This window comes from Fusicatenibacter sp. (assembly GCF_977045365.1).
The window spans coordinates 1-20,731 of record NZ_CDRRUH010000031.1 but is presented as its reverse complement, the minus strand read 5'-3'; the positions used below and the strand labels follow the sequence as shown (position 1 = coordinate 20,731).

The window sequence follows — 20,731 nt, the reverse complement described above, 5'->3', positions numbered from 1 at the left end:
GGTGCACTCGGACTCCTTTGGCACATTACAGCATAATTTTTATCGTGAAATCAGATCCCATTTTGAAAATCAAACAGGAAACAGATATCAGTAAACTGCAGTTGCTATTTTTCGTGTGAAGAAAGATACACTTCCTCCGTAGATGGATTCACCCATGCATTATCCAGAGGCGCCGGTCTTCGTACTACAGGAACGCACCAGCGGACTCCATTTTTGATAATCTGCTGAATCACCGGCATATGGTAAATGGGGTACTCCTCGTGTCCCGGCTGAAAATAGAAAATTTTGCCCAGCCCACGTGTAAAGGTGCATCCGCTGCGGAACACCTCACCGCCTGCGAACCATCCCGTAAATACCACATCATCCGGCTTTGGAATATCAAAAAACTCCCCATACATCTCTTCCTCCGGAATATCCACCCATGCCGGAATCCCCTGCGCGATCGGATGTGTCGGACACGTACAGAACAGTCTCTCCCGATCCCCATGCCGCCACCGGAGAGTCATACTTGTTCCGAGAAGCTTCCGCATAATCTTGGAATAATGCCCCGAATGCAGAACTACCAGCCCCATTCCGGCCAGCACATGACGCCGAACCCGCTCGGCTACATCATCCGAAAACTCCTCCTGCAGCATATGATTCCAGAACACCAGCACATCGGTATTTGCCAGCACTTCCTCCGTCAGCCCATGCTCCTCCTCGTCAAACACAGCCGTCCGAACCGAAAGATCCTCCTCTTTTCCCAGAAACTTTGCAATACAGGCATGAATCCCGTCCGGATAAATCTCTTTCACCTTCTCCTGCGTCCGCTCATGATGAAACTCATTCCAGACCGTAACTCGTATCATTCGTCCATCCTCCTTCTATAAAAAATATGTCATTTTCAAAAAGTTATCGATAGCAAATCCTGAAAATAATGAAAAAAATGAAAAAAAAGCAGTGTTGTAGAGTGCAAATTGCAAGAAACAGATGGAAAGGCGTACCAGGGTACGACGAAAATCTGTGACGCAGTCATTCACACGCTGCGGTGCTGAATTTTTACGTTATTTTCTGGTCTTGCTATAAATTATACTCGTGCTATACCAATATTTCAATTCACAAATTCTCTTACAGCACTCCTTAAAGTAACGCAAAAAGTCAGTGCTATAGTTATAAAGTCCAAGGGCAATGCGAAGCGAGCCCTCCCCACCTCACGTTCATCAAGGTCAGGAAGTAGCGTGCGGCCCGGCGGCTCTGTGGGGGAAACGTGCATTTGCAGGGAGGCTGCAAGTTCTTAGTGCGCAGAAAATTGCGTTAGAAAGGGGCGCAGGTACTGTCTGAGCGCAGCGAGTTGCCGGAGCCCCTTTCTGCTTTTAGCAATTTCCTGCACACTTAGAACTTCCTGCCTCCCGAAACCGCACGTTTCCCCCACAGAGCCGCCGGGCCGCACGCTGCTTCCGTCCGCCCACCACAAAATCCTTGACATTCCGCCCGAAATCCCGTATACTAAACAATGCGCAGCCGGGGAGATAGCGGTGCCCTGTACCCGCAATCCGCTACAGCGGGGGTGATGCCAATCCGAGGGCTTTTTCATTGCGAAGCTGCCTTCTATAAGTGACGTTGACGTCTGGGTCTTACGCAACAGGACTCCATGAACCGTGTCAGGGCAGGAATGCAGCAGCACTAAGTGGAATCTCCTGTGTGCCGTGAGGGTGCCTGGGCCGAGTAGGCTGTAGGAGTAACGTTTGTGGTGTGAGTTCGAAGTGCGGCGCGCATAAAAAAGAAAATCCAAGGAAGCCTGAACCCCAGACTTCCTTTTTTCGTACAAAAAATAGAAACTCCCGCGCTTTCTTCCCCCGAACTATTGTGAGAACGAAAAAAATAGGGTATAATGTAAACATTCCATAATACTGCCAAGAAACAAGAAGCAGTCGTGAAAATCTAATAAAGAACAGGATGGGAAAAGTCATATGTTAAGAATTGGTCTGTTAACAAGCGGCGGAGACTGCCAGGCATTAAATGCGACCATGCGCGGAGTCGTAAAAGGCCTTGCAAACAATGTAAAAGATCTCGAAGTATACGGATTCATGAACGGCTATAAAGGCCTCATCTACAGCGATTACCGCATGCTCAGTGCAAAAGATTTTTCCGGTATATTAACACAGGGAGGAACCATTCTCGGAACCTCACGTCAGCCATTTAAGCTGATGCGTACCCCGGATGCAAACGGTCTGGACAAAGTGGAAGCAATGAAGCATACCTACCACAAGCTCCTTCTGGACTGCCTTGTCATTCTTGGCGGAAACGGAACCCAGAAAACAGCAAACCTCTTGAGAGAGGAAGGACTGAATATTATCCATCTTCCGAAAACCATCGATAATGATATCTACGGAACGGATATGACTTTCGGTTTCTACAGTGCCGTCAATATTGCATCCGATGCGATCGACTGCATCCACACGACAGCATCCTCACACCAGAGAGTCTTCATCGTGGAAGTCATGGGCCATAAAGTAGGCTGGCTGACCCTGTACGCCGGAATCGCAAGCGGCGCAGACGTCATCCTGATCCCGGAAATCCCATACGATATCGACAAAGTATGCGAAGCCATCAATAAGAGAAAAGAACGCGGAAGCGGATTCACCATTCTTGCCGTTGCCGAGGGTGCAATTGCAAAAGAAGACGCAGCACTTCCGAAGAAAGAGCTGAAAAAACGTCAGGAAGAAATCGCAAAGAAATACCCGTCCGTATCCTACAAGATCGCAGAAGAGATCGAGGCAAAGACAGGCATGGAAATCCGTGTCACCGTACCGGGCCATATGCAGCGAGGCGGCAGCCCGTGTCCGTATGACCGTGTCCTTTCCACAAGACTTGGATCCGAGGCAGCACAGCTTATTCTGGACAAACAGTACGGCTACATGGTCGGAATGGTCAACGGAAAAGTAAAGAAAATTCCGCTGGGCGAGTGCGCCGGAAAATTAAAGACCGTAGATCCGAATGCACAGGAAGTCCTGCAGGCAAAACGGATGGGAATCAGCTTCGGCGATTGATGCGTTCCCGAAAAAGGCAAGGAAAAAGAACGGAGGCCTTAAAGCAAGAAGAACAAGGTCTCCGTTCTTCTGTTGCACTGCTGTCCAAAAGAAACTGCCGGCGGCAGGCTTCCATGCCGATGCAATAAAAGGAGAAAAATTTTATGAGCTATACTGCTCTGTACCGAAAATTTCGTCCTTCCACCTTTGAGGATGTAAAAGGACAGGATCACATTGTAACAACATTAAAAAATCAGATCCGCGCGGACCGCATCGGTCATGCGTACCTGTTCTGCGGAACCCGCGGAACAGGAAAAACGACGATCGCCAAGATTCTCGCCCGCTCGGTCAACTGCGAACATCCAGTGGACGGAAGTCCGTGCAACGAATGTCCGACGTGTAAGGCGATTCTGGCAGGCGTTTCCACGAACGTCATCGAGATCGACGCGGCATCGAACAACGGTGTCGACAACATCCGTGAAATCCGTGAGGAGGTAGCCTACCGGCCGACACAGGGACGGTATAAAGTCTATATCATCGACGAGGTGCATATGCTTTCTACCGGAGCGTTCAATGCACTCTTAAAAACCCTGGAGGAGCCGCCGTCCTATGTCATCTTCATTCTGGCGACCACAGAGGTAAACAAAATCCCGGTGACGATCCTTTCCAGATGCCAGCGGTACGATTTCCGCCGCATCACGATCGACACCATCGCGGCGCGTCTTAGTGAACTGATGGAAAAAGAGGGCGTGGACGTCGAAGAAAAAGCCATCCGCTACGTCGCAAAGGCGGGCGACGGCTCCATGCGAGACGCGTTAAGCCTCCTGGACCAGTGCATCGCCTTCTACCTCGGGCAGAAGCTGACGTACGATAAAGTCCTTGAAGTTCTCGGAACCGTTGATACCGAAATCTTCAGCCAGATGCTCCGTACGATTCTCGCCGGGGATGTAACGGGAAGCATCCGCACGCTGGAAACCCTTTTAAACCGCGGAAAAGAGCTGGGACAGTTCGTTACCGACTTTACGTGGTATCTGCGGAATCTGCTGTTGGTAAAAAGCGCAGATGAAACCGAAGAACTGCTCGACGTCTCTACAGAAAACCTGAAGCTCTTAAAAGAAGAGAGCACGATGGTAGACGATGAGACGCTGATCCACTATATCCGCGTTTTATCCGAGCTCTCCGGCCAGCTCCGCTATGCGGCGCAGAAGCGCGTGCTCGTTGAGGTGGCGCTCGTCAAACTCTGCAAACCGCAGATGGAGCAGAACCTCGAATCCGTGCTGGAGCGGCTTAGGATTCTCGAAGAAAAAATGGAGCGCGGAATCCCGATGATGGTGACAAATGCACCGGGAGCAGGAAACGGCAGTGCAGGAGGCTCCGGAGCGGCCGGAGACGGCTATGCGGCGGCAGAAACACCGCAGAGTGCACCGGCACCAGTGAAAGCCGCACCGGCGGATTTACAGCGTATCAGCGCGTCCTGGAAGGCAATCGTCGGCCAGACAAGCGGCATGTTCCGCCAGTTTCTGCAGAGCGCCGTTCCGAAATACAACAGCGAGACGGGCGACGCCAAACTGTTTGTTGAGTTTGCAGACCAGCTCGCATCCATCTACGTTGAGCGGCCGGAGGCAGCCGACGAGATCCGTACCATTATTGAACAGATGACTGGAAAAACCGTAGAGGTCCAGCTCATCTTAGCAGACCAGCATGCAAACGCCGCGCTCTCCACGATTTCCGTGGATGATGCACTGACGCAGGCGATTCATGGAATCCCGGTCGAGGAGGACGACGAGAGCGACTTCGACGACGGGGAAGAATAGATTAAAAACAAATTTTTCAGGAGGATATTACCCATGGCAAAAAGAGGAGGATTCCCGGGAGGAATGCCGGGCAACATGAACAATCTGATGAAGCAGGCTCAGAAAATGCAGAAGCAGATGGAAGAGAACCAGAAAGCACTCGAGGAGAAAGAGTTCACTGCGACAGCAGGCGGCGGAGCCGTAGAAGTAACCATTTCCGGTAAAAAAGAAGTAACCAAAGTTAAAATCAGCGAAGATGCCGTAGATCCGGACGACGTAGAAATGCTCGAGGATCTGATCATGGCAGCAACCAACGAAGCACTGCGCAAAGTTGAGGACGAGGCAGCCAAAGCTATGGGCAAACTTGCCGGCGGACTCGGCAGCATGGGCGGAGGATTCCCGTTCTGATGGATTACTACAGCGGATACATCAATCAGCTGATCGAGCAGCTGTCCCATCTGCCTGGCATCGGTGTGAAAACCGCACAGCGACTGGCCTTTCATATTATGAATATGCCGGCCGACCAGGCAAAACGGCTGGCCGATTCGATCACAGAAGCAAAATCCCACGTCCAGTACTGCAAGTGCTGCCAGACCCTGACCGACAAAGAGCTGTGCCCGATCTGCGCAAATGTCAAGCGCGACCACAGTGTGATCATGGTGGTGGAGACGACGCAGGATCTTGCGGCATATGAAAAAACCGGAAAATACGACGGCGTTTACCACGTCCTGCACGGGGCCATCTCCCCGATGCTGGGAATCGGGCCGGACGACATCCGGTTAAAAGAGCTGATGCAGCGTCTTCAGGGCGATGTTTCAGAGGTGATCGTCGCAACAAACTCCAGCCTGGAGGGCGAGACAACGGCCATGTACATCAGCAAGCTGATCAAACCGACCGGTATCAAGGTGACGCGGATTGCGAGCGGCGTTCCGGTGGGCGGCGATCTGGAAAATATTGACGAAGTTACTCTTCTGCGTGCGTTAGAGGGCAGAACGGAGCTGTAATTATGGGCAGAAAAAAAGTGACATCCAGCGATGTCGCGGCAGCCTCAGGCGTATCCCAGGCGACGGTCTCCATGATCCTGAACCGGAGAGAAAACGTTTCATTCTCGCGGGAAACGGTGGAAAAAGTGGAGGCGGCGGCAAAAGAGCTGGGCTACCAGATTCCGCGGCGGAAGATGAGAAGAGAGTCGAACGGCAACAAGCTGATCGTCGTCTTCTGTCCGACGCTGACGAATCCTTACTATGTGATGCTGCTGCACGGCATCGAAGAAGTTGCAAAAGAGAAGAATTACGGGGTCTTTGTCTGCAATACGCAGAGGGACCTGAAAATCGAAGAGAATTATCTTCGGATGATGAAGAGTGTGCGCCCGCGCGGCATTATCTACACCTGCAATCCGAGCAGAAGCTGCAAGGAAAAAGTGGAGGAGCTGGCCGCGGAGATTCCGCTTGTCATCATCAACAACCGAGAAGAGCTGCTGGAAATTGATGCGGTCGAGCTGAACAATGCAAAACCCGGCAGGCTGATGGCACGCCACCTGCTGGAACTGGGACACCGGCATGTGGCGTTTGTTTCACCTCCGCTGACTTCCAAACAGGGCCAGCGCCTGAAACGCGTGGAGGGCTTTGTGCGCGAGTTTGAGGAGGCAGGATACGGCGACGGCGTGATCGTCAAATCGGCGGATGAGGACCTCGACGAGGTGATCCCGAGCATGGATTCTGAGTACAAGATGGGCTATTATCTGACAAAGGAACTGCTGCGGGAGGACAAGAACCTTACGGCAATCGTCGGCATGAATGATATGATCGCGTTCGGGATCATGGACGCCGTGCTCGAGAGCAAACTGCGCATTCCGGCGGATATTTCCGTAGTGGGATGTGACAACACCGTCTATTCCAGCTTCCGCTCGATTTCCCTGACGACGATCGACCACTATGTGCCATTGAAGGGCCGCGATGCGTGCGATATCATCCTGCGGAAAATCCAGTCTCTTCGGGAAAGCCAGGACGGCAATGAACCCTTAAGCACGTATCATGTTGAGTATGAGCCGAAACTGATCGTGCGGCGCAGCACTTCGTATGCAAGAACCGAAAAATTAAAAAATAAATAGGACGGCTGAAATTATTATTAATAATTTTGAATAAAACAGCTCCGACGCAAACCGGGAAAACACAAAGAAAAGGAAAAACCGGAAAAAATGAGAAAAAATCCGCCGGAGTAATTTATAAAATAGTATTTATAAATAATAAAATTAATTAATAAAAATGAGACCGACTTGACGGAAAAACCAAACATATCTATACTGGAGATAACAGAAAAACGGAGCCGTTCTGCGGAAAACAACAGGCCCCGAAACCTTACGAAAGTATGAATATGGGAGGAAAAACAACATGAGATTTTTCATCGACACAGCAAAAGTAGAGGACATTAAAAAAGCAAACGACATGGGTGTTATCTGCGGCGTTACCACCAACCCGTCCCTGATCGCAAAAGAAGGACGTGACTTCAAAGAGGTCATCAAAGAGATCACCGAGATCGTAGACGGACCGATCAGCGGCGAGGTAAAAGCTACCACAACAGATGCAGAAGGCATGATCAAAGAAGGCCGTGAGATCGCAGCCATCCATCCAAACATGGTTGTTAAAATCCCGATGACCGTAGAAGGACTCAAAGCTGTTAAAGTTCTGAGCGCAGAGGGCATCAAGACAAACGTAACCCTGATCTTCTCCGCAAACCAGGCACTTCTGGCTGCAAGAGCAGGTGCAACTTATGTTTCCCCATTCCTTGGAAGACTCGATGACATCAGCACCCGCGGCGTTGATCTGATCCGTGAAATCGTTGAGATCTTCGACGTAGCCGGCATCGACACCGAGATCATCGCAGCAAGCGTCCGCAACCCGATCCACGTAACCGACTGCGCACTGGCTGGTGCAGACATTGCAACTGTTCCATACAATGTAATCGTACAGATGACCAAACATCCTCTGACCGACGCCGGAATCGCAAAATTCCAGGCTGACTACAAAGCTGTATTCGGCGAATAAGAGCTAAACATGATTGCATAAAAGCTGGAAATATGGTATTGTGAACAAAGTGAACAATAGCGATATTTCCAGCTTTTGATTCCGATCCAACTAAACAAGGAGAAAAGACATGAACAAGTTAGAACTTCAGAAGACGGCCAATGAGATCCGCAAAGGGATCGTCAGCGGCGTTCATGCAGCAAAGGCCGGCCATCCGGGCGGATCTCTGTCTGCAGCCGATATTTTCACGTATCTGTATTTTGAAGAAATGAATGTGGACCCGAAAAATCCAAAAGATCCGGACCGCGATCGTTTTGTGCTTTCGAAAGGCCACACAGCGCCGGGACTGTATGCAGCACTGGCTGAAAAAGGTTATTTCCCGAAAGAAGACCTGCTGACTCTTCGCCACCTTGGCTCCTATCTGCAGGGACATCCGGATATGAAGCATATCCCGGGTGTTGATATGTCGAGTGGTTCCCTCGGACAGGGAATTTCTGCAGCAGTCGGAATGGCACTCGGTGCAAAACTGCAGAACAAGGCATTTCGTGTTTATACCCTTCTGGGAGATGGTGAAATCCAGGAAGGACAGGTCTGGGAGGCAGCGATGTTTGCCGGAGCAAAACATCTGGACAACCTCGTTGTGATCGTAGACAACAACGGACTTCAGATCGACGGAAACGTAGCAGATGTCAACAGTCCGTACCCGATCGACAAAAAATTCGAGGCATTCAACTTCCACGTAATCAACGTAGCAGACGGCAACGATTTCGATCAGCTGAAAGCTGCATTTGATGAGGCACGTGCCGTAACAGGCATGCCGACCGCCATCATCACAAAGACCGTAAAAGGAAAAGGCGTTTCCTTCATGGAGAACCAGGTAGGCTGGCACGGAAAAGCTCCGAACGATGAAGAGTACGCAATTGCTATGGCAGAACTGGAAAAGGCAGGTGAAGCGTTATGTCAGAAGTAAAGAAAATTGCAACAAGAGAAAGCTATGGTAATGCACTGGTTGAGCTTGGCGCAGAGCATGACAATCTGATCGTACTCGACGCTGACCTTGCAGCAGCAACCAAGACCGGTGTGTTCAAAAAAGCATATCCGGACCGCCACATCGACTGTGGTATCGCAGAATGTAATATGATGGGAATCGCTGCCGGTCTTTCCACCACAGGCATCGTTCCGTTCGCAAGCACATTCGCGATGTTTGCAGCAGGCCGTGCGTTTGAGCAGGTGCGCAACTCCATCGGATATCCGCATCTGAACGTAAAAATCGGTGCTACCCATGCCGGAATCTCCGTAGGAGAAGACGGTGCAACCCATCAGTGCAACGAGGATATCGCCCTGATGAGGACCATTCCGGGCATGGTCATCCTGAACCCGGCAGATGATGTAGAAGCAAAAGCATGCGTCAAAGCAGCTTATGAATACAACGGACCGGTTTACCTTCGTTTCGGACGTCTGGCAGCACCAGTCATCAACGACAGACCGGACTACAAATTTGAGCTCGGAAAAGGCGTTGTTCTCCGTGAGGGCAAGGACCTGACCATCGTTGCAACCGGACTTTGCGTAAGCTCCGCTCTGGAAGCAGCAGAAAAACTTGCCGCTGACGGCATCGATGCAAAAGTCATCAACATCCACACCATCAAACCGCTGGATGAGGAGCTGATCGTTGCAGCAGCAAAAGAGACCGGTAAAGTCGTAACCGTAGAAGAGCACTCCGTGATCGGAGGACTTGGAAGCGCAGTCTGCGACGCACTGGCAGAGAAATGCCCGGTTCCGGTGAAGAAAATCGGTGTACAGGACGTCTTCGGAGAGTCCGGCCCGGCAGTCGCTCTTCTTGCAAAATACAAACTCGACGGCGAGGGCGTTTACGAGCAGGTAAAAGAGTTCTGTAAATAAGATTTTTCGAAATAAATGACAAAAGAAAACAGGCAGAGGCCATACCAGAAAACGGTGCAGTCTCTGCCTGTTTTGTTGTCTGCAGTTTTTCTTAAAGCAGAAGTTCGCTTGTCCCGGCCGCCTCAAGTTCCCGGCAGGCGAGCAGGATTCCCTGCGAGATGGATTCCGCCATATGGAAAATCGTGGCAAGCCTGGTTGTCTGCAGAAGAAGCTGTTCAAAACTGCCCGATACATTCACAATGCCTGTGATAAAAATATCCCCGACCTCGGGCAGCGTCTTCCCTGCCCCCGCGCCCGGCCGGATCGCCCCGTTTCCGATCGTGATGTATCCCTGATGACGCCGCGAACCAAGCGAAGCATCGATCGCAACGAGCAGTGCCTCCGGGTGGCGGGAATGGATGTACGAAATCCGGTCCGGCAGATTCAGGGCGTGCACCGGGTCATCCAGAGTTCCGTAGACATGAAAAACGCGGCTGCAGTACGGCGAAAGCTGGTACCCGATCAGCGGGCCTAAGGAATCCCCGGTGATCCGGTCGCTTCCGATGCAGAGAAATACCAGTTCACGGAACATGCGTCCGTCCTTTTGAATGCAGTAAGAAAACAGCGACGCCAGCTCTTCGCTGGCGCTGCGGCTTCGCTCATTGATGTAGTAAACTTCGGCGTCTTTTTTTCGAAACATGACCGGTACCTGCCTTTCAGAAGAATCATCCACAGTTTAACCGTATATGGTATAAACTATTCCTGCAGTGAAAAAAACATGACATGCCCTCCGGCGCAGAAAAACGGGAAAACAGTCGGAAAAAACCGTGACAGCCCTGCCCCAAAACGATCTTTTTCGCGGAACATCCGTGATAAAGTAGGCAAAAAAGGGGTGAAAAGCATGATTGAGATTGTCTATAAAGAAAACAAAGAGCAGGCGAACGGCAACGAGGGATACTTTCATCTGCCGAAAAATATCCGCCAGGTCGGGGATACGAACGGCAGGGAGCGGATTTATCTGGAAGATTATGTCGGAACCTTTCTGAAAAAATATTTTTCCGCACCGGAAGGGCGTGCGGCGATGCTGTTCGGCGAATTTAAGTGGGCGGATGGAATTTCTTACTTCTTTATCCGCAGTGCGGCCGCGATTCATACGATGGAGCCGGCTCCGGATCACCTGGTCTTCGATGATGCGGTATGGACGGAAGTCCACGATGTGATGGAAAAATATTTCAAAAACCAGCAGATCCTCGGCTGGGCACTTTCCCTTCCGGGATACGGCGAGGATCTGAACGAGCAGATCATCCGAACACATCTGAATCACTTCGGCGGAAACGACAAAACGCTGTTCCGCGTGAACGGGCAGGAAAAAGAGGAAACCTTCTATACGTACGAGGGCGGCACCCTGCGGAGCACGGGAGGATTTTACATTTATTATGAAAAGAATGAGCCGATGCAGTCGTATCTGATCGATCAGAATCAGAACCGGTCGATCGAAAACGGAGAGAGTGTACCTGACCGCGCTGTCAGCGATTTTCGGAAGATGATTGAGGAAAAGAGCGGGGAGGAGGCGGAGCATGATCACAGAAAGCCGATCCTCTATGCGATGACGGCGTGTGCGGCTGCGGCGCTTCTTGTGACGGTGACGCAGAAATACGGAGATGCACTGCCGTTTCCGGGGAAAACTAAGGAGCAGACGGTAGCAGTGGCGGGAAACGTACAGGGAGAGAAGACACAGACGGCGGAGAGTGCAGCGGAAGCGTCAGCGGCGGAAGAGGGAAACACAGAGGAAAATACTTCGGCACCGGAAAGCACAGGAACGGAACTGGAAACGGAAAATGAGAGCGGGAGCGCGGCGGTAAGTGAGGAGCAGAATTTATCCGGAACGGATCCGGCAGGCAGCGGAGAGCAAAGCACATCCGGCGGGGAGCAGACTGGTGCAGCGGAGAACAATACCGGTACGGCGCAGACAGATCCAGCACCGGGAGCAGAGCCATCGTCCGCCCCGGGAACTGCTTCCGGCAGTGAGACGGCAGAAACCGCCGCGCAGGTCTGGCAGGAGTACACCGTACAGAAGGGGGACAGCCTCTCGAAAATCAGTGAGAGATATTACGGAACGATGAGCAGAGTGAAAGATATCTGCGAACTGAACCAGATCGCGGTGGAAGATCTCATATATGCGGGGCAGAAAATATACCTCCCAAAATAGAGAAAAATATGGTACACTAGAGCGGAATCAAACTGCGGCCAAAAGGGCGGCAGAAAATAAGTCCGAAAAGAACATAAGGGGAATGAAAATGGACGGAAAAAACAGAGAAGAACAGGAGAACGGAGCAAAAGTCCGGGATCTTGAGGAGTATAAAGCAGAAAACAGAAAAAGAAAACGCAGACGCCGGATCACCGTCGGAATCCTTGCGGGAGCCATTCTCGCAGCCGGAATCGGTACAGGGGTATGGCTTCAGCTGCGTACTTTTCAGGGATACGACACGGTACAGGCAACAGAGACCGAGGATACCGATACGTATATGTTTCAGAAATCCGGAAATAAGATCGTGCGCTACGGTATCGACGGCATCGAACTGCGCGACCGGAAAAATCAGACCATCTGGAGCGATCATTATACCATGGAAAATCCGCAGATGATATCCTGCGGCGATGCAATTGCCATTTATGATAAAAACGGAACCAAAATTGTTGTATACGATGCCGATGGAAAGGCCGGCGAAATTACCGCGTCGTATCCGATCGTGAAAGCATCCGTTGCAGGCCAGGGTGTCGTTGCGGCGATTCTGGAAAATAACGGGGATAGCTGGATTAAATACTATAATACCGATGGAACGGAGATCGCCTCCTCCCACCCGAACATGGACAGTCCGGGATATCCAATGGATCTCTCGCTTTCTTCGGACGGACTCTGGATGGCGGTTTCCTACGCTTACGAAGACGGCGGCAAGATGAAATCACAGGTCGCTTTCTACAATTTCGGAAGCAGGGGCGAGGATCTGGTGGACAACCTTGCAAGTTCATCGAGCTACACCGATATGCTGTGCCCGCAGATTGAAACCGCGGGAACATCCTCCTGGGTTGCCTTTTTTGATAATGGCTTTCGCGTCTATGAAGGAACGAGCAAGCCGAAAGAGACAGTGAGCGTATCAGAAGATGGAGAAATTTTAAGCTGCGCGTATGCAGACGACCGCGTGGTTCTGGTTCTGCGCGGGGAGAGTGACGATCATCCGTACCGGATGAAAATCTACAATCTGAAAGGAAAACAGCTTGCGGATGAAAATATGGATTTCTATTACCAGAACCTTCAGATAGAAGAAAAACAGATTCTGCTGACGAACCGGCAGGAGCTGTGTGTATATACCTTAAATGGAAGAAAGAAGTACAGCGGAGTGGTCAGCGAAGCACAGATTCACGAGATCCTCGGCATGGGGCAGAACCGGTATCTGCTCGCGGAGGAGGACGGCGTTTCGATGATCCGGCTGAAATAGGAGAAGAAAAACATGAATTGGCTGAGATACGTATTACTTGCGGTGTGTATTCTTTCCGCGCTGGCTGGATATCGAAAGGGGCTGGTCCGGACAGTGCTGTCCATGGTGTCCCTGATTCTGGTGACAGGACTGGCGATCTGGATGAATCCGTATGTGACGGATGTGCTGAATGAGCGGACAACGCTGCCGCAGTATGTGGAGAAGAAATGTTTAGAGACATTTGAAAACAATGAATTTCTGTCGGGGGAAAACCAGGATGTGCAGAAGAAATGGCTGGAGAGCATGGGCGTACCGGAGGAGCTGGTGAACCAGATTCTCGGAAGTGATGCAGTGCAGGAGTACCAGGAGGAGCAGCTGCACAGTCTGGCGTCCTATGCGGCGACGGCAGTATCCGAAAAGATTATGAAAGGGATTGCTTTCTTTCTGACGCTGGTGCTGGCCGTTGTTTTCGTGACGATTGCAGTGAAAATTGTGGAATTGATTGCGGAGATTCCGGGGATCAGCTTTTTGAACCGCATGGGAGGAGCAGGACTTGGTGTCGTGCGTGCGGTGCTGTGGATCTGGATTTTCTTTGCGGTGGTGTACTGCTTTCAGGCGACACACTGGGGGAATGTATGCATGAAGCAGATCCAGGGCGATCCGGCACTCGCATGGCTGAGGGAAAACAATCCGGTATTGCTGTTATTGAAGAATGTATTGTAAAAGATGAGAGAAAAACGGTTCCTGGTGGGGCCGTTTTTTTACGTGGGGAGTTGGACGAGAAAAAACGGTCGGCGTGTGGGCGGTGGATGCCGTATGAAGGAGAGTAACGTGCCGGGGCGCGGGGCTGTGATTTGGGTGGGGCGGAGACCGACCGCTTTTTCTCTGAAGTTGAGAGCGGAAGAATCTGCTAGATAGAAGGGGATAAGAATGGAAATGAAAGAACAAATAGGATATTAGTGGAAAAAGTTGAGAGTTGTGGAAAATATGGGGGTTGAACTGATATGAAAAGAAATATCTATAAATATACGTATTTATATAAAAAAAATTACATGTTTTTGTGAAAAAAATATTTATGTGAATTTATAATGAATAAAACTGAAAATATGTACAAAAATCACATTGAAAAAAGAAGAAATATAGATATAATGTAAGTATGTAGACGAAAAAGAAAAGCTGAACAAGACTATTTGCATATGAAAAATAAAGAAACGATGGAAAATATGTAATTATAGATGACGGGACAGCAGGGGGCTGTTTCTGAGTGAGAATGAATACTATGTTGATGAGAATAAAAAAGTTGTTTTGTGCAATTCTGAAAAAAAAGATAATCTGTTTAGAAAGAGATATAAACTAACACATGGCGATAAGTGTTATAGTATCATCAAATATTTTTGCCCAGAGGTAGAATTTATCTCTATAAAAATTATGGAAACAGGGGAAAGAGGTAGCATTGATTCATTCAAAGCGGCGTTAGAATGGTGCTTAAAAGAAAAGATAAAACTTGTGCATATGAGTGTTGGAACAACAAATTATATAGATGCAAAAAAGATAGAAAATATTATAAAACAAATGGTTTCTAATAAAATGATATTATGTGCAGCGCTATCAAATACAAACTTTCCTACATGGCCGGCATGCTTTGATGGGGTTTTCGGGGTAAGAAATTATATTGCTAAATTGCAGGAAAAAGAAATTTCGGTGTCTAAATCATTTCCTTTTTCGGAAATGAATTCGATACAGTTAAATTTTGATGACGTTTTAAAGAAGATTGTTGGGAAAGAATACAAATCAAATAGTTTTGCAGCTCCGATTATTACTGTGCTTTTGATATGTTATTTAAGGAAAAATAAAAAAGGTTCATACCAAGATGCAAAAAAATTTATTATGAATCATATAAACAAATGTATCTATGAAAAAGAATTGGAATGGAATGGGATTGTGAATAATAAAGCGTGGTCGCGAGTTTTGAACAAAAAAAGATGTGTTTTTTAAAATTAATTGACAAGGAAAGGGATTTTGAGCATTTGAAAAAAATATCAGTTGTTGATATTAAAAGTGATTCTCAAATAGAAAAATTGAGCGATAGGATTATTTGGACACTTGAAAATTAAACATAAGCTTGTCGCATTTTGAAATATATAGGGGGAAGAAAGAATATGTTGAAAAGAGCAAGCAGAAAATTAAGAAGTACTCCTGCGAAAACATTGATGTATATCATACTGTTTTTAGTACTTTTCCTGGCGATATTTTCTATGCTGATGATTGGAATTGCAAGTGGAAATAAAGTGAAAAGAGCACAGGAAACATTGGCCAACTCTATTACTCTGCGCGGGCCGGCCGAGGGAGAAGCTGGAAAATCATGTACTGTATATGCGATCCCGTCCGCAATCGTAGAAAAGTTCATTGACAGCAATTATGTTCAGGGGTACACCATGGAAGCGGGAACATATTGGCTTGATCCGGTGGATACGGAAACATATATCAGCGAGGAGACACAACAGCGCCTAAAAGGTTATCTGAAAGATTCAGGCATGTATACGATGACGGCTGTTGGAACACTGGACTGCGCATACGATACCTATTTTCTGGCAAAGGGTTACAGGATTGTGGAAGGAAGCGGACTGAGCTACGGAGAACGGGGCAAATATGAAGCTGTGGTAGGAGAAAAATACGCCGAAAAAAATCATCTCCATGTGGGCGATACTGTTAAATATAAAATGGAGCAGGGAACGATCGAATACTATAAAGTAAGTGCCCCGGAAGAAATTAGTTTCAAAATTCGAGGCATTTACAGAACTCCAGAGGTTTATCAGTCCGATTCCGTTGTGAATGACTGGCACAATAATTTAATTTTTATTCCACTGGATATTTTCTGTGAGTATTCTATGAAAGCATTAAAAATTCAAAATGTGGGATTTAATACAGTTACGGTCTATTTGAAAGATACAAAATCAGTTGAACCATTCATAGAAGAAACAAAAAACAAAATAAAAATAGGAAGTGTGGATGATGTTGTACAGACCGATGAAAATGGAATACGTTCCAGCGTAAAGCCAATGGTAATATCACAGCAGGATTTGGAATCTGGAGAATGGTCCTATCAGTTGATTCGAAACAAGGAATGGTATGAGATGGTTGCGAAACCTGTTGAAAAATTGAATCGTCTGATAGGATATATGATCGTAGGATTTGTGACTGCCGGAATTTTACTGTTCGGCATTCTGACCAGCCTGTCAGTCAAAGGGCGAAAACGTGAGATTGGAATTTTACTTTCGATGGGGGAACACAGAAAAAGGATTTTAGGACAGTTCGTTTTGGAGAATTTGGTTCCGGTTTTGATTGCCCTGGTTTTTGCGGCGCTGTGTGCGACACCAACAGCAGAGTATTTCGCAGATCGGATGATTTCGAATCAGGCTGAGAAAGTGGAGCAGGAAAATGAAGATCTGTCGGGAAATATTAAAAACGCGCTCCCGACAAGCGAAATAGCTGCGTATGAATCAACGGGAGTAACTGTTGATACGGATTTGTCCATTGAGTGGAACTGGAAAATCATGACGGGGATGATTCTTGGTATTTTAGATCTTTTCCTTTTGATATTAATTCTGCAAGTCGGCAAAATAACTAGAGAAAGCCCGGCATCTATATTGCTGGACAGAAAGTAGGTGTTCATGAAGAAAAAAAGAATGATAATGATCGTAGCGATGGTTCTGGTGCTGGTATGGCGGGAAGACGTTTTTGCAGTGGAATCTGGAACGACACAGGTTTCGCTACAGGCAGACTGGCTCCAAGAGGGAGATTACCAGTATAGCGTGGAAGAAGATGAAACTGTAACTTTACGAAACTATATCGGGACGGAAAGCGTGATTGTCACACCGAAAGAAGTAGGTGGGAAAGAAGTGACGAGAATCGGAGATTCCTGCTTTTTGAGAAAAACGGATCTTCGGGCAGTGCAGATATCCGAAGGCATTGTTGAAATCGGGGAATCTGCCTTTGCGGAAGATGGTCAGTACAGTGATACAACTGCTGGGTTTATCAGCATTGTAATGCCAAAAACACTAAAAAAGGTAGGAAAAAGCGCATTTCAGGGAACTAGAATCACACAGATTTATTTTTATGATGGTTTAGAGAGCATTGGTGATAATGCCTTTATGTATTGCTCTTCTTTGTCAAAAATACGGATTCCAGATAGCGTGGAGAAAGTAGGACAATTTTTATTTTTGGGAGCTGGAAAACCCTATGAAGAAAGTCAAGATAGTGCGATGAAGATTTTTGGCGGAAAAATAGCGGAAGAACTTGCAAAAGATAATCAAAGAGCCGAATATGGTGGTGAAGAAATGCAGGAAATTTCGATCCAGTATTGGCTTGAGAAGAAGGAGAATGAAACGAAAGAAGAGGTTATAGGACAAAAATATTTTGATAAAAATGATACAGGCTTTGAAAAAGTATTTTTTAAGGCTCCTTCGAGTGGAGAAAAGCAAAGTGGGAAAATAGTCTGGATGGACATATTTCTTGGGGTGTGTATGGTTGGACTAATAGGAATCAGTGTTTGCTTAAAGGATTAAAAATATTATATTTGTGAACAATGAAGAAAATAATAGAGAATAATAAATGTTTATATTTTTTAAAAGAGTTACTCAAATATAAAAAAGAAATAGGTATTTTGAGTATAAGCACTATTGTTTCTACAGTAACTGTATTTCTGCAACCATTATTGATAAAACAGAACACAGACATCGGAATACTCGAAAAAAATATGCCCCAAATTGTTAATGGAGTAGCCGGTTTATTTGTTTGTGTGCTGGTATATTTAATGATTGAAGTTGTGCAGGCAAAAACTTTTGCAGAAATACATAATTCATTCTATAAGAACTTGTATTGCAATGTATTTCGAAAATTATTGCATTTAAAAAAACATTATTTTCAAATGAAAAATAGTATGGAAATAGTGCAAATGTTACAATGCGATGTATCTCAGGTTGCGTCTATGACAGATAGATATGTAGTGATGAGCTTTTCGTATGTTTTTCGTGTAATTAGTGGACTTGCTGGACTTATGCTGTTGAGTCCTGAACTGTTTATGTTACAAGACCGGTAAATAGTTTAATTGATCTGCGTATGCATTTTGCAAGTGTCAAACCGTCCGCTGAACGACTTTATACATTTTTGAATATGGAAGAGGAACGAAGTGGAAGTAAAAGAGTGGAAAAAGAGATTTCGCCAATATTAGAATTTAAAAATGTGAGATTTCAGTATACAAAGGATAGGGAAGTGTTAAAGAAAGTATCTTTTAAACTTGAGCCGGGAGAAAAAGTGGCTATTATTGGAAAAAAATGGAAGTGGAAAATCAACAATTTTGGAATTACTATTACGATTTTATGAATCGGAAGAAGGAGAAATTTTATGTAATGGTGAAAATATAAAAGTGCTAAAATTATCAGAATACCGAAGCCTTTTTTCTGTTGTGAGTCAGAAATCAGCGTTGTTTTTGGGGGACATTGTGCAGAATATAGATTTGGAGGGGAAAGCAGACAGACAAAAACTGAATGAGGTACTAAGGAAAAGTGGCGTGAAAAAATACTTGCAACGTTTTCCAGAAAAAGAAAAAACACAAATAGGAGATGATGGAGCATTTCTTTCAGGAGGAGAAAGACAAAAGCTTGTGGTTGCACGGGCACTATTGAAAGATGCGCCGGTTATGCTTTTTGATGAAGCGTCCAGTGGATTTGATGTAGAAGCCAATGAATATCTTTATAAAATTATAACAGAAGAAATGCCGGAAAAATCTGTGATTTTTATTACACATCATTATGATAAACTGGAAAAATGTAGAGGCGACTAGATTATAGTAGAAAGGAACAATATGGCAGAACTGGAATTAAAAGAGGTAAGCTATTTTTACGAGAGCGGCGGAAAGAGAATTGATATTTTGGATAAAGCCAGCTATTCATTTGAGAAGGGTACTCTTTACACGATTGTTGGTCCTTCTGGATCGGGGAAAACAACGACGCTGACTTTGGCGGGTGCGCTGGAAGAACCTAAGAGCGGCTGCGTGTGCTTTGAAGGAAAAGATATCCGGGAAATTGGCTATACAAGATATCGAAACAGCAAGATTGGAATTGTGTTTCAGGCGTATAATCTGCTGCCTTATCTGACCCCGCTGGAGAATGTGCTGGCGGCAATGGAAATTACGTCAAATCCGATTAAAAACAAAAAAGAACGGGCGCGGGAACTTCTGACACGAATGGGAATTACAGAAGATCAGATGAACCGCAATATCAATAAACTTTCAGGAGGCGAACAGCAGCGCGTAGCGATTGCGCGTGCGATTTCGACAAATGCAGAGGTGATTCTTGCGGATGAGCCGACGGGAAATCTGGACGTTGATACGGCGGCTGGCATTGTGAAAATTTTCAAAGAGCTGGCTCATGAAGATAAGAAATGTGTAATAGCAGTTACACATTCGGAAGCATTTGCCGCGGAGGCAGATGTGGTGGTACGGCTGGAAAAGAAAAAATTGCAGGATTAAACATGGGGGGGAGGGAAAGTTTTTATGAACTGGATCAAAAGAGCATTTCGCAGTATTTCCTATCATAAAAAAAATACAATTCTGATGTTTTTAAGTTTCCTGATTTTATCCATCCTGATCCTGTTTGGCTTATGTATCCGCGCGGCAAGTCGGGAACGGATATGGGAGATTCGGACGAGCATCGGAGGAAGCGTGCTTGTATCGAATGAGCGTCAGATATACAGTGAAGAGCCGCGCGGTGTGAATTCGATTTCACATCAAAAATATTTGGAACTCTGCGCTGATGAAAGAATTCGGTTTGGCAGCTGTAATACGGTGACAGCTGCTCTGGCGGATAACTTTACAGCTGAAATTATGGACGGACAGGAAGAAAATGGAACAGAAAATATTTATGTGGAGGGATCATCTGATCCTGTCGAGTATTTTAGTTCTGTTTCTTCTGTAGTTACACTGATTTCGGGACATGTACCGCAGAATGCAGAAGAAGCGGTAGTCAGTGATGGGATTGCGGAACGGAATGGACTGGGAATAGGAGATACCATAGCTGTTCTTTCACCATACACAAAGGAGCGGTATACATTTAAAATCAGTGGTATTTACAGTACGAACGAGGCAGCTTACAGTGGAAATGCGGTATATAATAACCCAGCAAATGCTATCTATACCCTGGATACACCAGTTTATGAGATGAATGAAAATGATAATGTAAAAGAAATTACATTGCAGTTGAAGGACCCGGAAGAAGGAAGAGCGTTTGCTGAAGATGCGAAAAAAATGCCGGAATATATCAAAGAAGAATATGATATGGACTATACGGTAAATGTTTCAGCTTATAAAGCGGTGGCCGACAGCCTGAAGAGCCTGGCAGGGATTTCGAATCTCATGGTGATAGTTTCCGTGATCCTTGGAACTATCACATTAAGTTTTTTGATTCTTATGAATTTGCGGGATCGCATGTTTGAGATTGGCATTCTTCTTTCTGTTGGAGAAACAAAGATGCGGATTATGCTGCAGATGTTGATGGAAT

At 46.7% G+C, this 20,731-nt stretch carries 20 protein-coding genes and 1 other RNA gene; 19 read left to right on the top strand and 2 right to left on the bottom strand.

Annotation, left to right across the window (positions count from 1 at the left end; all coding sequences use genetic code 11):
* Positions 1–104: 104 nt before the first annotated feature.
* A complete protein-coding gene (locus ACY2VW_RS08330) occupies positions 105–848 on the bottom strand; it encodes a ThuA domain-containing protein (protein WP_461877739.1) in 744 nt (247 codons plus the stop codon).
* 644 nt (positions 849–1,492) lie between these two features.
* On the opposite strand from ACY2VW_RS08330, the gene ffs reads away from it, so the two are divergent.
* The 9 genes from ffs to ACY2VW_RS08285 all read left to right on the top strand — a co-directional run bounded on the left by ffs (position 1,493) and on the right by ACY2VW_RS08285 (position 9,723).
* Positions 1,493–1,755, top strand: an RNA gene (gene ffs, locus ACY2VW_RS08325) — signal recognition particle sRNA large type.
* 194 nt (positions 1,756–1,949) lie between these two features.
* Positions 1,950–3,029 carry a 6-phosphofructokinase gene (locus ACY2VW_RS08320; protein ID WP_055219285.1) on the top strand — a complete coding sequence of 360 codons (1,080 nt, stop codon included), beginning with the start codon at positions 1,950–1,952 and terminating at the stop codon, positions 3,027–3,029.
* A gap of 143 nt (positions 3,030–3,172) precedes the next feature.
* Positions 3,173–4,822: a DNA polymerase III subunit gamma/tau gene (dnaX, locus tag ACY2VW_RS08315; protein ID WP_461877738.1), complete on the top strand. Its 1,650-nt coding sequence runs from the start codon at positions 3,173–3,175 to the stop codon at positions 4,820–4,822.
* 33 nt (positions 4,823–4,855) lie between these two features.
* A complete protein-coding gene (locus ACY2VW_RS08310) occupies positions 4,856–5,209 on the top strand; it encodes a YbaB/EbfC family nucleoid-associated protein (RefSeq protein WP_022463269.1) in 354 nt (117 codons plus the stop codon).
* On the top strand, positions 5,209–5,805 hold the full coding sequence (gene recR / locus ACY2VW_RS08305; RefSeq protein ID WP_022463270.1) for a recombination mediator RecR: 597 nt from the start codon (positions 5,209–5,211) through the stop codon (positions 5,803–5,805). The genes ACY2VW_RS08310 and recR overlap by 1 nt, the downstream gene beginning before the upstream one ends.
* Before the next feature lie 2 nt (positions 5,806–5,807).
* On the top strand, positions 5,808–6,911 hold the full coding sequence (locus ACY2VW_RS08300; protein WP_022463271.1) for a LacI family DNA-binding transcriptional regulator: 1,104 nt from the start codon (positions 5,808–5,810) through the stop codon (positions 6,909–6,911).
* A gap of 280 nt (positions 6,912–7,191) precedes the next feature.
* Complete coding sequence (fsa, locus tag ACY2VW_RS08295) at positions 7,192–7,845, top strand: fructose-6-phosphate aldolase (protein WP_022463272.1); 654 nt, start codon at positions 7,192–7,194, stop codon at positions 7,843–7,845.
* 109 nt (positions 7,846–7,954) lie between these two features.
* Positions 7,955–8,794: a transketolase gene (locus tag ACY2VW_RS08290; protein WP_461877737.1), complete on the top strand. Its 840-nt coding sequence runs from the start codon at positions 7,955–7,957 to the stop codon at positions 8,792–8,794.
* Entirely contained in the window at positions 8,782–9,723 is a 942-nt protein-coding gene (locus ACY2VW_RS08285) for a transketolase family protein (protein WP_461874705.1), read from the top strand. Before ACY2VW_RS08290 ends, ACY2VW_RS08285 begins: the two co-directional genes overlap by 13 nt.
* A 91-nt stretch (positions 9,724–9,814) precedes the next feature.
* Here the strand turns inward: ACY2VW_RS08285 and yyaC are convergent, their stop codons facing one another.
* Entirely contained in the window at positions 9,815–10,402 is a 588-nt protein-coding gene (gene yyaC, locus ACY2VW_RS08280; RefSeq protein WP_022463275.1) for a spore protease YyaC, read from the bottom strand.
* A 201-nt stretch (positions 10,403–10,603) separates the two neighbouring features.
* On the opposite strand from yyaC, the gene ACY2VW_RS08275 reads away from it, so the two are divergent.
* From ACY2VW_RS08275 to ACY2VW_RS08230, 10 genes are all read left to right on the top strand, one after another.
* A complete protein-coding gene (locus ACY2VW_RS08275; RefSeq protein ID WP_461877736.1) occupies positions 10,604–11,911 on the top strand; it encodes a LysM peptidoglycan-binding domain-containing protein in 1,308 nt (435 codons plus the stop codon).
* An 88-nt stretch (positions 11,912–11,999) separates the two neighbouring features.
* Positions 12,000–13,196 carry a DUF5711 family protein gene (locus ACY2VW_RS08270; protein ID WP_461877735.1) on the top strand — a complete coding sequence of 399 codons (1,197 nt, stop codon included), beginning with the start codon at positions 12,000–12,002 and terminating at the stop codon, positions 13,194–13,196.
* 12 nt (positions 13,197–13,208) lie between these two features.
* Positions 13,209–13,898 carry a CvpA family protein gene (locus tag ACY2VW_RS08265; RefSeq protein WP_461874708.1) on the top strand — a complete coding sequence of 230 codons (690 nt, stop codon included), beginning with the start codon at positions 13,209–13,211 and terminating at the stop codon, positions 13,896–13,898.
* 582 nt (positions 13,899–14,480) lie between these two features.
* Complete coding sequence (locus tag ACY2VW_RS08260) at positions 14,481–15,170, top strand: S8/S53 family peptidase (protein WP_022463279.1); 690 nt, start codon at positions 14,481–14,483, stop codon at positions 15,168–15,170.
* A 164-nt stretch (positions 15,171–15,334) separates the two neighbouring features.
* Positions 15,335–16,840, top strand: a complete 1,506-nt coding sequence (locus ACY2VW_RS08255; protein ID WP_022463280.1) for an ABC transporter permease — start codon at positions 15,335–15,337, stop codon at positions 16,838–16,840.
* Positions 16,841–16,846: 6 nt separating this feature from the next.
* A complete protein-coding gene (locus tag ACY2VW_RS08250) occupies positions 16,847–17,740 on the top strand; it encodes a leucine-rich repeat domain-containing protein (protein ID WP_022463281.1) in 894 nt (297 codons plus the stop codon).
* A gap of 20 nt (positions 17,741–17,760) precedes the next feature.
* Positions 17,761–18,273, top strand: a complete 513-nt coding sequence (locus ACY2VW_RS08245; protein ID WP_461877734.1) for an ABC transporter transmembrane domain-containing protein — start codon at positions 17,761–17,763, stop codon at positions 18,271–18,273.
* Positions 18,274–18,471: 198 nt separating this feature from the next.
* Positions 18,472–19,017, top strand: coding sequence for an ATP-binding cassette domain-containing protein (locus tag ACY2VW_RS08240; RefSeq protein WP_461877733.1), 546 nt, complete (start codon positions 18,472–18,474; stop codon positions 19,015–19,017).
* A gap of 21 nt (positions 19,018–19,038) precedes the next feature.
* The gene (locus ACY2VW_RS08235) at positions 19,039–19,704 is read left to right on the top strand and encodes an ABC transporter ATP-binding protein (RefSeq protein ID WP_055226876.1); all 666 of its coding nucleotides are present in this window, start codon (positions 19,039–19,041) and stop codon (positions 19,702–19,704) included.
* Between the two features lie 24 nt (positions 19,705–19,728).
* Positions 19,729–20,731 (top strand): ABC transporter permease (locus ACY2VW_RS08230; RefSeq protein WP_461877732.1); only part of this gene is annotated, 1,003 nt, incomplete at its 3' end.